Source organism: Brenneria sp. g21c3, from assembly GCF_040240345.1.
GTDB lineage: Bacteria > Pseudomonadota > Gammaproteobacteria > Enterobacterales > Enterobacteriaceae > Brenneria.
The window spans coordinates 1-12,098 of record NZ_JBEIAB010000034.1 but is presented as its reverse complement, the minus strand read 5'-3'; the positions used below and the strand labels follow the sequence as shown (position 1 = coordinate 12,098).

General features: G+C 49.3%; 10 protein-coding genes. All 10 read right to left on the bottom strand.

Annotation, left to right across the window (positions count from 1 at the left end):
• A partial coding sequence (locus ABRZ28_RS23945; RefSeq protein ID WP_330521846.1) for a contractile injection system protein, VgrG/Pvc8 family occupies nt 1-407 on the bottom strand: 407 nt, incomplete at its 3' end.
• Nucleotides 408-450: 43 nt separating this feature from the next.
• Nucleotides 451-1,176 (bottom strand): cytochrome c oxidase assembly factor Coa1 family protein, encoded by a 726-nt coding sequence (locus tag ABRZ28_RS23940; protein WP_330521845.1) that lies wholly within the window; start codon nt 1,174-1,176, stop codon nt 451-453.
• 79 nt (nt 1,177-1,255) lie between these two features.
• Complete coding sequence (locus tag ABRZ28_RS23935) at nt 1,256-4,243, bottom strand: ImcF-related family protein (RefSeq protein ID WP_330521844.1); 2,988 nt, start codon at nt 4,241-4,243, stop codon at nt 1,256-1,258.
• A 268-nt stretch (nt 4,244-4,511) separates the two neighbouring features.
• Complete coding sequence (locus tag ABRZ28_RS23930) at nt 4,512-5,699, bottom strand: KPHS_23130 family T6SS system protein (protein ID WP_330521843.1); 1,188 nt, start codon at nt 5,697-5,699, stop codon at nt 4,512-4,514.
• Between the two features lie 20 nt (nt 5,700-5,719).
• Nucleotides 5,720-6,724 (bottom strand): DUF4123 domain-containing protein, encoded by a 1,005-nt coding sequence (locus tag ABRZ28_RS23925; protein WP_330521842.1) that lies wholly within the window; start codon nt 6,722-6,724, stop codon nt 5,720-5,722.
• 180 nt (nt 6,725-6,904) lie between these two features.
• Nucleotides 6,905-7,567, bottom strand: a complete 663-nt coding sequence (locus tag ABRZ28_RS23920) for a hypothetical protein (protein WP_330521841.1) — start codon at nt 7,565-7,567, stop codon at nt 6,905-6,907.
• A gap of 38 nt (nt 7,568-7,605) precedes the next feature.
• Entirely contained in the window at nt 7,606-8,646 is a 1,041-nt protein-coding gene (locus ABRZ28_RS23915) for a putative type VI secretion system effector (protein WP_330521840.1), read from the bottom strand.
• Entirely contained in the window at nt 8,643-11,456 is a 2,814-nt protein-coding gene (locus ABRZ28_RS23910; protein ID WP_330521839.1) for a T6SS effector BTH_I2691 family protein, read from the bottom strand. Before ABRZ28_RS23910 ends, ABRZ28_RS23915 begins: the two co-directional genes overlap by 4 nt.
• Nucleotides 11,457-11,480: 24 nt before the next feature.
• Nucleotides 11,481-11,747 carry a PAAR domain-containing protein gene (locus ABRZ28_RS23905; protein WP_330521838.1) on the bottom strand — a complete coding sequence of 89 codons (267 nt, stop codon included), beginning with the start codon at nt 11,745-11,747 and terminating at the stop codon, nt 11,481-11,483.
• A 24-nt stretch (nt 11,748-11,771) separates the two neighbouring features.
• The coding region (locus tag ABRZ28_RS23900; RefSeq protein ID WP_330521837.1) for a DUF2345 domain-containing protein at nt 11,772-12,098 on the bottom strand (327 nt) is incomplete at its 5' end.

Genomic DNA, 12,098 nt, shown 5'->3' with positions numbered 1-12,098 from the left:
ACCGACTGATGCTGGTATATCGCCGGGCGGCCGGCATTGCCCAGCAGCGCCAGATGCGGCTCCAGCGTCAGCCGGTAACGCACCTCGTCCGCCGAGGCCGACAGCCGCTGAAACTGCGTCACCACCCCGTGAACCGCACGCGGCGGCGTGGCGTCAGGCAGCGTGATGCCGCCCAGTTGCCTGCCCGGCGGATTGAAGGTAAAGGAGGCGTCCTGCAACAGCATCTCGCCGGGGGCGATATCGCGGCCGCTGGTAAAGGTTATCTGGTAGCAGTAGGTTTGGCTCAGCCCCTCGCTGGCGCTGAAGGACTCCACGTCCAGCGAGCTATCCGCCTCTCCCCTGATGGCCAGGGAATAGCGGTTCTGTGAGCCGGTAAGACGGGTGGCGAGTTCGGATACGGACAGCATGTTCATACCTCTTCAGTAGTATCAAACTTATAGAAAGTAAAATTTACTGCGGCGTAAGAATATCAACTTTCTCATTGTGCTCAGTATTAACAACCAACGTATAATATATCCAGCGACCGGCAATGTTTTCCGCCTGAATATAAATATCACCACGAGCCTTTTCACCCGTGACGGGTATTTTTAAATCGACGGCATCGCTACTAACACTCCCTGTAACAAAATAACCATCGGAAATATTTTCACCCAATTTATCAACCACGCGAACATCATTTTTCACTTTGACCAGCGCGTCCTGATAAACCACATTTCCCTTCATTAGGGATATGACGACAATAAATATAGAGGCAATAAAAGAGCAGATACACACCGGGATGGCCCATTTCCAGTTATGGGCAAGCCAACTTTTTTTCGTCTCATCTGAAACTATAACGATTTTATTATCTTTCTCGATCTCTTTATTCAGGCTCGCCACATCATCCGTGAACCAGTCTTGCTGAAAACGCCCATTTTTAAAACGATATGCCGACAAACCATATTTGAGTTCATTGCCATTTTTATCTTTAACCCAGCCACGTTCTTTTCCCAGAGAAAAAAGAAAAGCATCCATAATCAGCAATGCCGCATCAATAAACCACCAGATACCAAATCCACCTACGGTAATAAACTTTAATATACCGCTTTTAACTTTACCAAGATAGAACCGATCGGCGCCGAATATGCCTAAAAAGCAAGACAATGCCAATGCAATAATTCTGTTCTTACGATTCATAACACCTCAGATTTAATAATCAACCATTTAAAAGCGGCAATCTCGCGGCCCAACGCCCATCGACGTATTGGGCTCGCCCTTATTCAACAAAAATAGTGTCCGGCATACGAAAATCCCGTAGTTCCAACAATGCCAGCGGCCCCTTCCCCAACTCAGTGCGCAAGATATAGTTGAGCGGCAAACCATCCTGCGCGCGCCATATCAGTTGATAACGGCTGCTGTCGATGGGCGTCACCTTCGCTTTTTCCAGCAGACGGATCAGACCCCATGGCCCCTGCAAGTTCGCGTATTCTCGGTTGCCCGAAGTGGTGCTCGTCCAGGTCAGCATCACCCCCGGCCGGAAATGATTGCCCGGCCAGCCTATCGCGCTCCAGCTCTCCATCTGGTTGAAGTATTTGATGTTCTGACCGTCAATGGTCAAATCCGTCTGCACGATATCCCGCGCCGGACGCGCCATCAGCTCAAAGCGCATACCAGCGTCGCCGTCGGCAAAAACAATATCCGCCAGTTGACTAAGCTGGTTGATGCGACGCAAAAACTCGGGATTGATGGGCATCCCCTGGCTGTTGATGGCGTCCGGCACCCACTGGCTGCCCTCTTTATGCAACACGCCGCTCAATCGGGTATCGAGGAAACGCGCAATACGTCCGGTATCGGCACGCAGATATTGCGCCAGCAGCGGCAATGAGGCATCGCTTGCGGTGGCGCGGAACGGGTAGCGCCCGTCGAACGCCGCATTCCAGTCATTCACGATGGCATGCCGCCACTGTGTGTTCAGGCTGGCCGCCGTCGGCGATAAGACCGATTTCCAGGCCTGTTCGACCGGCTGCACGAACAACGCGTCGCCAAAATTGCTCCAGGCCTGTCCCAGGCTGGCCGCCAGCAGGCTGCCGTAGTCACGGGTATCGCTCAGATCGACCGTTTTACCCTGAAACACCGTTTGCGCCATCGCCTGCGCCATTGCCTGCGGATCCGGCGCATTGGTTATCTGTTGCAGTTTCAGCCGCACCCGCGTCAGACGTATCAAAAAGGTCTGGAGACTCAGTGAATTATTCCCCTGCCCGGCGGCCTGAGGATCCAGCACGGCCAGCAGCGGGCCGAACGTGTCATCCAGCGGACCGGGCTGGCGCGCCAGCAGTTTGTCCTGTTCGCTGTCGACGCGACGAAACAGGTTGCGGGTTGATTGCTCGACCGCGCCGCCAATCGCCAGATCGTTTTTGCCGGTCGCTGCCTGCCAGGCAAGAGCTTTCATCAATGCGCTCAGCGGCGACTGCCGCGCATCCGCCATTAGCGTCAGTTGATCGATGGAATCGGAAAGCGAATTGGCCGGCTGCCACTGCATGTTATTCAGAAAATCCAGCCAGGCGGTGGCAAAATCATTGAAATAGCGGTCGCGCAGCCGCGCCTTCAGGTCATCCGACGACAGCGCCTGCTCATGAGCGCGGTTATCGCTCAGCACCCAGTCCGCTTCGGCGCTGCGCTGGCTCACCACACGGTCAATCGCTTCACGCACCTGATTTTCCCAGCCCTGACGGGTAAACATGCCGGGTACGGCGCCATCGTTGGTGAACAACAGAGAGACATCGGTATCGCCGGTCAACTGCGTCAGCGTCAGGTCGGGCGTCTGATGGGCAACCTGCTGAAGCATTTTCTGGTACAACGTATTTTCCATATCCTGGCGGGCTGACTGACGCAGCAGCGACTTGCGCGCCTGCGCAACCAAATGCGTATCCGGCTCAATGCGCCACTCTGGATGCGCAGGCAGATGTTGCGCATAAAACGCCAACAGAGACGGCGCCGTCGCCTGCCAGACGCCCTCCGTCACGCCTTCGCGCCGCGGCCAGACGCGGGCCAGATTCCGGGCCAGAAACGCCGGATCCGCCTTGCCGGGCCGCGCCATCATCAGGTAGGCCTTGAGACTGTTATATAGCGTTCCGGTATCCTGGTGGCTCTGGAGACTGAGCAACGCAATCTCGTCCCGTAAACGTTCGGCGACGACGTCGCGCATCAGGCGGTTATTGCCGCGCTGGTAAACCGGCCAGAGGGCGTCGAGCTGCGCCTGACTCTGGTCCAGCCCAAAGCGCGTATACCAGGGACTGCCCGCCTGGACATTGTGTTCAAGGCGCCCCATCTCCTGCTGTAACGACAGTTGCGCCAACAGGCGGTCGCCCAGAGATTGCCCTTCACGCGCGGCATTGCCGGCCAACTGGCCGTTGCCGATGATCTGCGCGCGATTATTCAGGAACGATACCAGACTGCCCGCGCCCCATATCAGGGCCAGGCCGATGATCCCCCACTGCGCCGTGCGGCTCCAGTCCACGCCCAACCGGCGGGCGGGCAGATAGCCGATATCGCCGATAATGCCGCCCCAGCCGGCATCCGGCAACCAACCGTGGCTGGCGACGCCTTCCCGCGCCGCAACCGGCAGGCTGAACATCATGCCGGCCAGTCGTACCGACTGCGGCCCGGCGATAAGCGGCGTCAATGCCTGTTTGATGCGATCGATGCCGCCGTCCGCGAGATCCTGCGCCAAACGCAGCAGAAAATCATGGCGCGGATTAATCATTACCTGCTGCATGCCTTTCTGCGTCAGCCGCGGCGTAAGCAGATCAAGCCCCGCCGCCAGTTCATGCGGCCTGCACCCGGCAGGCAACACGCACCCCACCGGCTGAGTATCGCGATCCTGCTGCTCCCACTGGCTTTGACGCACCTGCCAGAGGTAGAGCGGCACATTCCAACCCAGCGTCCGGTAACCATCATGCAGGCGGCGGGCCATGGCATCAGTAAAAGCCGCGTCTTGCACGCGCTTTTCATCGACAATCCAGACCATGGAATCAAGAGGACGACGACGCAGCTGACGCAATTCTTTCAATTGTGCATGATCAAATGCGCCGGCAGACTCGCCGCCCCAAATCAGCACCACGCCATCGCCTTCAAGCCAGCGCTGCGCGGTCAGACCCGGCGCAACCTGCTCCACTTCAGCCGCGGCCCCCATTACCAGCAAAATATTCACTTTGCGCTTCCAGCCGCGACGATAGCGGTAGCTGAGATGGTCGCGTATTTCCATTGCGCAATTCAGCTTATTGACTAAAGATGTTGCATTTTCAGAAATCTCAACCTGATTTTTCTCGAATTGGATACCTCCACGACGAGCATTCATGCCGACTTTAAAAAACATGAGTAAAAGACAAGAACCAGACATAATAATCGACCATAAATACATTTGACGCCGGGTTCCACCCCAACCAATCTCTTCGCCATAAAAATAGCAAAAAGCGGCAGCTAAAATACCAATCAATAATAGGGAAAAGAACAATCCCGATACTCGCCAAAAATTAAACATTTTCATTCCTAACCTGCTCCATAACTTTTGAGGAGGGGGCCAATGTATTGAGAATCAGTCGCCCCGACTCCCCGCAAGCAACTATTTGTGGCTCCTGATTTTTTTCGATAGAGGCCAGAGCCAGCGCAACGGCCAGCCAGATACCCTGGCTCCCTGATGAACCAAGAAAAAAAGTAATATCCCGACTCTGTGGGACATTATTATTCTGATGTTCGATAAATTGCTGATTAACGGTTATCGTCAGATTGGCTAACTGCTCATTGTTCAATCCCACACACCAAATGTTTTTTGCATCGCAAACTGTTCTCTGATAGTGCAACATATCCGATACATCAACAGAGAATGTGGAAGGGTCGCTTATAAGTGGTCTCAGTAAATGTGCCTTATAGCAAGTTTCTTTCAGATGCCGATTATTTGATAACAAGAGAATCATCCCATACTCGGTTTCTTTTCCTTGCTGGGTGGCAGATTCATTTATTTGAGTCTTAATAACAACAAATATTTTATTGGTTTCCTGATTGATCCAGCTATCAATATGCTCTACATATGAAGAGGGTATAAAATGAAATCCAGAAATTTTTTCTTTTGGTAACTCCATTTCTAGCCAATAGTCTTCAAAATCTGCTGAAGAAAATGAATCTGGATCTTTGACGAAAAAAACTTCGAATTCACTGGATGACAATAGTTGTTGAAATCTGCCACGCATGGAAAATAACAATTCCCGCAATAATCCGTGAGATTGAATTTCACCAGGTTGTTTATCATTAAATAAAGCGGGATTATCTTTTCTAACTGTGAACTCACCATTATTTAAAAATACTTCTTTATCAAGCAATGCAGGTAGTATTAATTTATCATCAACAATGGCTATTGATTTACTACACCAATCCTTCCATTTCATCTCAATAAGTTTAGCCTGTTCGCAATAACTATTATAGTAATCCAGATCCAGACCATATTTATAACACCTCAACGAGTAAATAATCAGACCGAATAAAGCCACGCTAATTGATATAATACTAAATACCTGATAAAGCCGATCGTTAAAATGGAATGCATTAATAAAATAGAATCCCAAAAATATGAAAAATACTAATATCGCAGCAGCGCGGGTCCATCTCCGACGAACAATCGCTTTCGGTGCTACTGGCGCTATAACCTTTTGTATGGGCCAGGACATTCACATCCTCCGATGAATAATTATTCAGAAATAGGGCCGTAAAATGGCGACGGATTATCGTTAATCTTCTGACATTCATCGATAATCGTATTCCAGTCAGCATTTTCCAGTAACTGCAATAAAGGTTGATAGTTTTTATTAACCGTCTTTTCAGCGGCGACAATACATGCAGAAAAAGCACTGTGATGATAAACACCAGGATGTTTAGTTAAAATAGCCATGCCAAGCGCCAAATAGACGTCTGGCTGCAACCAAATCGCCGTGCCGCTCAGGTAATCCATAGCGGCGTCAAGCCATCGTCTGGCGATCGTTTCATTTACCCGTGGTTCAGCGCGAAAACGAATACGATAATCATGCAGGATCCTGGTCAGGATACCTGCTCGTTTAATTTTTTCCCAACAGTCAACATTGATGGACAATGAAAAATCCATCTGTTCCTTATCCTGATAAAAACCTGTTTCATGAACTAACTGTCCATCGCCATCAAGAAAATACCACATATTGACCGCGCCAAATAACCTTGAACGCTGCCAGTCATCCATATGATTTGACACCTGACTGATAACCGTCGGGTCAAAAAAACGTAACATAAATGAACCATTGTCCATTACCCGCTGTACGGCCGTTTCACCAATATGTTTTATAAGGTAGTCGACAGGCGACGATGTCATTAACCATCCACAAACTGTTCTGCCATAACCTTCCTTTTGTCTCATGGGATCCAACTCGTTTAACGCCGTCATCATACTCCAGGTAAGCAAGCCTTTATCTTCTGAGTCAATAGATACCAGCCAAAGTTTGAAAACGTCTTTCAAGTCTTCATGGGGAAAAGTAATGTATTGGTATTCTCGTCCCTTAAAATAAGATAATATTTCATCAACCTCAGATAATTCCTTAAGAGTTGGTTCAATCAACAACCATATTTTATTTTCCCCAGGAATAGCCTGGCGCTCCAATATGGAAACATGTTGTTCTGTTAATCTGGCTATTGCCTCTTCACTGAAATCGAATGTACTGATATTCATGCTAGAATCATCCCGAACCGTTTAATTTTTATAAAAACTTTATCTTATCGTAAAAAATAATATTAAAATTAAAAAATCGTTTTATCCTTCATATCAGAAGAACTATGCTTTCCGTATAACACAATGATTTTAAATTACTATTTGACGATATATTCTTAAATGAGCCCATAGTGCCTATTATTATTTTTTATCCATATTTTTTGATAGGGACTCGCTATAGTCATCTTTATATCCCCAAGGATGTACATTATCCGCTGAATTCGGCCACATTACCTGGTCAATGCGCCACAGACCATTTGATGATATCTTTTTAGCAACGATTGTAATAATTGGAGGTTTACTGTCAGTATTGATTTCTAAATAAGCAAAATCATCTTTCTTTTTGCTGGTTAAAATTGCCGAGCCGGGGCCGAAAGTGAATGGGAGAATATGTAATTTCCTTGCCGCTAGCATGGCATCATCAAACAATAGACCATAATCTGAAAAATCATACTTTTCATCATCCGAGAGAGTGTTTAAAATACCATCATCATAAAATCTGGCACCCGGAAGATTCATGATAAAAGTATCGTTTTTTAGGTTAAAAAAACCATTAAAACAAAATGTCGTTACCAATCTTTCCATATAGCCTTTTCTGGCGCTACCAGTAAAACGATGCCAAACTTCATAAAAATCATCACGTTTATATGCCTCAATAAAACCTTTTACTGCCTCTTCCGGAGTATAGGCCCGTAAGGTATCAGGATATATTCTCAAAGTTTTTTGATTAGCTTGTGCATGATTTACCCCCAACAAAACCGAAAAAAAAACCACCATTGCAAAAAAACAATTAAAATACTTCATTAGCTCTCTCTTATTTGAATGAAAATATTTCCAACAAGTCAGTAATAATACCAACTCTCACGACTCCATATGAATTGCGCACAGGGCCGTGGCGGCTTACTGGTATCCTCCGGTGAATACCATATCCCCTGACGTTTTAATTCCTTTTCCCACATAGCCGTTATTTTCTTTAAATTAATCCATTTGGGATTGTGCCAGCCAAATGCCTGGAAAATATTTTCAGAAAGTTGACAGGTTGTTTTTACAAAATCTCTGTAGGAAAGATAAAAAAAACCCCCTATAAGCGGACTAATTGTTCCTACCATCAAAGTAGTAAATAGATAAAAATCATCATAATCATGTACTATTGAGTTAATCAGATTTTCCCAAAAAGTTCCCGCATCCATGAAAAACCCAATAGTGCTAAAAATACAAACTATTGACAATATCCAATATATAGTTAATTTAGCGCTGATCACTGCCTCAGCATAGCGGCCATGGTCGCACCGAGGACATACCGAAACAATCCGCTGCGCCGGTACGGCAATGGCATAGACCTGGTAATGGTCGTCCTGCCACTCCGCCGCCAGTTCCACCTCGTCACCCACCGCCAGATGGGTAAATCCCACCCAGCCGGCAAACGGCTGACCGTTTATCATCCCTTGCACATAATCCGCATCAGGCAAAGGCGCATCTTCATCTTTGATTGCCAGCGCCGCCAACGCCGGGCTGCCGATGGCGATGGCCGCTGCCCCAGCTACCCCTTTTTCTCCCGCCGTTAACTTTTCGCTTGGAGCATTGGAGTAAGAATGAGGATAAAAGCTGGCCTTACAGCGAATACGACTAAACTCCTCCAGCCGCCCTGTGATTTTTTCCAGTTTGCCTCTCGGCGGCAGCACTGGCGGCGGCGGCAACGCCTGCCATTCACTTAATATCTGCTGATAATGTTGTTCCGCTTTTTCCAAGTCAGATTCCGTGACGCGGCTACTATAGCTATCATCGTGAATATCAAGCTGGCGGCGGGTATATTTTACGTTAAATCGTGCTTCAAACAGTTGCTGATGAAGCGCCCTGGGGTCAATCACCTTTTCATTTCTCATAGGATTTCCTTTAGCGCACTTTCCAAGCTTTTCAGTTGCTCGTCATAGCCGGCAAATGCTGGTTTTTGACCAAAACGACACTGGGTACACCAAACCTGCAACTCATCATCGGAAAATAGCGTTACGACAACCTGCAACAATATCAGCCCTACCTGCGCCTGCCAGGAAGCCAGATATCCTAAAAAGCGCAGGAGGCCGGTACGTGCCAGAAAAGCATCGGTAATCCCCTTACCGGTATTTAACGCAAACTTGGCTACTGTCCCTTTATAGCCGTAAACAGACGCCAGTTCACCGGCAGCGAAAAGGAAGGTTCCCAGATATTTTAACGCCCCCGCGCTATCCACCACCCCTTTGGCAAGATAGAAACAGGCCAGACCAAAACGATTTTGGCTAAGTGATTTCCTACCTCCTTGATAATCAAGCACTACCGTCAATACCGATGCGGTGCAGCCGACAAAGGCGCCGGATAATTTTACCGTTTCGATAGCGGCTTTCGTCGCTTCCTCGCCTTTTTCCAGCGCCGGCAATAGCAGGTCACTAATCACCGACATCATGCTTAGCCCGCTGGCCGCCAGCGCCGCTTTGCTTTTCCAGTCATCCTGTTTAAGCTGGCTATATAGGTAACCGACGTCCAGCGCATTGAAAAACAGCATCAGTAGCCCGACCCGCGACACTTTCAGAGTGTTTTTACCCTCGCCCGTACCGGAAAATTCCGTCCAGCTACTATTCAGTTTTTTATATTTCTCTAATCTTTCCCCACCTTCCGGCAAAAATCCCTGACTGGTCTTCAGATCCTGCAAAATATGGCGGCGCAGTCGCGGCATCTCCTGTAACTGACCATCCAAAAAGCGCATCGTATTTTCCAGCAGCACGCCGGCCCTGACGGAAAAGATGAGCTTGTAAATCATCGTGACGTGATTATCAAGATGAGGGCCCAGGCGGGAAAAGTTAAAGATGCGATCGCCCAACGAGGCCATAAACAGATCCGTTTTTCTGAAATGCCGGTTTACCCAATCGGGGTTATCCGGCAGATCTTTGGCCGACTCTTTCAGTGCTTTGGAAACAAAACCGGAATATTTTTTCAGATTGCCGGCGTTCGCCAGCGCGGCATTCAATGCCATTAGCGAGGTCGGCGTAGGATCGTCTTTGGCTTTCTTCGCCGAGGCCAGCAGGGCTTCAAGTTCGCCTTTTATCTCCGGGTTATTGCCGGCAATTTGGTTCCAGATGAGATTGGCATCGTTGCCGGTGCTTTGCTCCTCAATCCAGCGGTCAATCAGCGCTTGTCCCTGTGGGACGTTGCCGATACCGCACAGGGCTACGCTGACGATATTACAGTAGTTAAAATTATCGAGAAATTCCGTACTTTTATAATCCTGCAAGGTGACGATAAATAACTCCGCTTCCAACCAGTGCAGAATATTTACCGCACGCTTATCGAACGTCGCCTTCAATGACGCGCTGAATTTATCAGAGCATTGCACGAAGTTTTCCCGCCGCGCATTATCCAGTCTGGCTTTATATTTCCGCCAGCTTTGATTACGCTTCCCGGCCGATTTAGCCGGATAGTCCGCCAGCCAGGCGTCCACCGTTTTTTTTAATCCGGAAAATTGCGTTTTCCGTTTATCCACATCTATCTGGCTGAACGAATCACGCTGCTTAATATAGAAATGTGGCACCCTTTGCTGATACCACTGGTCCACGATATCGCATTCATAGAACAACTGTTGCTGCATTGCCGGCCGACCGGCAAAGCGTTTGCGAATGCTAATGCGCTGTTGCTGAGTTTCCGCCAGCATATCCACCGAACTGGCCAATCTGTCGCGGGTCGATTCCAGTTGATTCTGCGCAGCATCACCGATCAGCCCCTGCACCATCAGCAGGTCGCTATGGGTTTTCAGTTCAAATTCCCGTTCATTAGAGAACTGCGCCTGACGCCCGGCGATATCCATGCACCAGCCGTTCAACTCATGAACGATGCCTATCGCGTCCCACAGGGGAAGCAATAAGGGCGTGCAGGACGCCCCGTCTTTTTTCCTGCTGCGGCTGAGCATTTTCTGCTCCGCATCCCGGCTCTTGCCACGGCGCTCCAGCGCCCAGGGGGAGAGAGTGGAAACACATTCCAGCAGTCTTTGGGCGTAACCATATCCCGGCGCATCTTTGCCATTATCTGCATTGTTGATAAAGCTAATATTGCGTAGCCTATCAAATGAGAAAGACGTGACGCAGGGTAACAACCCCGCGGAGCTGACATCCTGATAGTCAAGTACGCTTTGTAATGCGTCCGCCGTCGCCTGAGTGGCACCAGCCTGTTGTGGCTGATTAATCCACCTGGATGGCTGGATTTTCTGCATCCGCTTATTGCGCGCGGATTCTTCCTGCCGATAACGCGTCAGCGTCGCCTCGCTCCATTGATATTGACTGAAAGCCAACCATACATCCCCACACTTTTCCGGCTCCGCAATGCAAAAGAACTCAACCATAGCGGCATCATGGTGCTCTGTATCACAGGACGGATTCGTTTTATTAATGGGTTTATCGGCATGAGTTTGCAACCACAACGATCCGTTCGGCGCAATACTGTAACACTGCCAGTAATTGACGCCTTGAGATCCTTTGGCATAAAAAACATACAGAAAGCCATAACGCAACGCTCTTAATGCATAGTGGTCGCCATTTTCCAACGGTACGCCGGTCAACGGCGCGCTTTGCGCCCAGGCAGGCAAGGTGGTGGAAATACTTTTCGGTACGACGGCATAACGAACCGGCAGGATCGCCAGACCGGTGGAAGTACATTGGTTGTCACAAGCCATGGTAGAGTCCTTTGCAATTACCGCTTACTGGTTAAATATTTGAGCTTGCGCCACTACGCGGTGATTGGCGCACCGGCACATTACTCGGTCCTGATCCTGCACCAGGCGGGTAGTTCCATCCATAATGCCGTCGCAAGTACCCATGATGGGAAAGGTGCCTTTGCACTTTCGACAAATCGCCATATCACCGCTCTGCGCCACCTGCTTCCCTTGCTCAAAATAGCTGGACGAGGCGGTCACAATATTGCCGTTAGTGGTTGAATCCCCCAGGCAGGCAAGTTTTTTAGTCATTAATTCCTCCATAAGAACAGACGACTAGCTAAGCGTAACGAAAGATTCCTGATTCCGGGCGGCCGTTTCCACCCCCTGAACGCATCCTGTGGGCAACTTCACCGTTACATTAATGCTGGCCGCACTCATGCGTTGCAGAGCCGGGGTTTTTAATATCACGTTGTTCGGCGCCCCCAGCTCTATCTGCCCGTCCTTGATGCGGATAAATGCCCCGCCGCAGTTCAGCAGCAGCTCCGTCTTCGCCGTCACCACCACCCTGTCGTCCTGACTCGCCACCGTCAGTTCCTTTTGCGCCAGCAAATCCAGCCCATCGCTCTGCGCCTGCACTTCCACCTTGCCCTGCGCCGCCAG

Coding starts and splice junctions, on each gene's coding strand:
- ABRZ28_RS23940 (WP_330521845.1), bottom strand. CDS start 1,176: ATGAATCGTAAGAACAGAATTATTGCATTGGCATTGTCTTGCTTTTTA.
- ABRZ28_RS23905 (WP_330521838.1), bottom strand. CDS start 11,747: ATGACTAAAAAACTTGCCTGCCTGGGGGATTCAACCACTAACGGCAAT.
- ABRZ28_RS23915 (WP_330521840.1), bottom strand. CDS start 8,646: ATGAGAAATGAAAAGGTGATTGACCCCAGGGCGCTTCATCAGCAACTG.
- ABRZ28_RS23930 (WP_330521843.1), bottom strand. CDS start 5,699: ATGTCCTGGCCCATACAAAAGGTTATAGCGCCAGTAGCACCGAAAGCG.
- ABRZ28_RS23935 (WP_330521844.1), bottom strand. CDS start 4,243: ATGGAAATACGCGACCATCTCAGCTACCGCTATCGTCGCGGCTGGAAG.
- ABRZ28_RS23920 (WP_330521841.1), bottom strand. CDS start 7,567: ATGAAGTATTTTAATTGTTTTTTTGCAATGGTGGTTTTTTTTTCGGTT.
- ABRZ28_RS23925 (WP_330521842.1), bottom strand. CDS start 6,724: ATGAATATCAGTACATTCGATTTCAGTGAAGAGGCAATAGCCAGATTA.
- ABRZ28_RS23910 (WP_330521839.1), bottom strand. CDS start 11,456: ATGGCTTGTGACAACCAATGTACTTCCACCGGTCTGGCGATCCTGCCG.